A 263-nucleotide genomic window follows, 5' to 3' on the forward strand; every position below is an offset into this window, starting at 1 on the left:
GTTCTGAAACTCTCAAGGCCTCGTTCAAGGTGCTTGTCGAAGACGGTAACGAGGACGGCTCCGTACCAACCACGTCGCCATTCATTCTGACCGTCACGCCCGTCAACGATGCGCCTAAGCTGACGGGTGATCTCAAAGCCACCGTTTCTGAAGGAGGCATTTATACGCTGACCGCTGCCGATCTGGGCTTTAGCGATGCCGACGACGGCGCCACCGGGGTCAGGTTCACGGCCTCAAGCGTCGTCAACGGTACGCTGCTGGTC

1 protein-coding gene is annotated in these 263 nt (G+C 58.9%); it reads left to right on the forward strand.

All coding sequences use genetic code 11. From position 1 onward, the window contains the following. Positions 1-263, forward strand: a 263-nt coding sequence (locus tag ACOZKU_RS27735; protein WP_421581607.1) for a hypothetical protein, incomplete at both ends; no start/stop codon positions are given.

The sequence above is a fragment of the Shinella sp. M31 genome (assembly GCF_049199205.1).
In the GTDB taxonomy this organism is placed as follows: domain Bacteria; phylum Pseudomonadota; class Alphaproteobacteria; order Rhizobiales; family Rhizobiaceae; genus Shinella.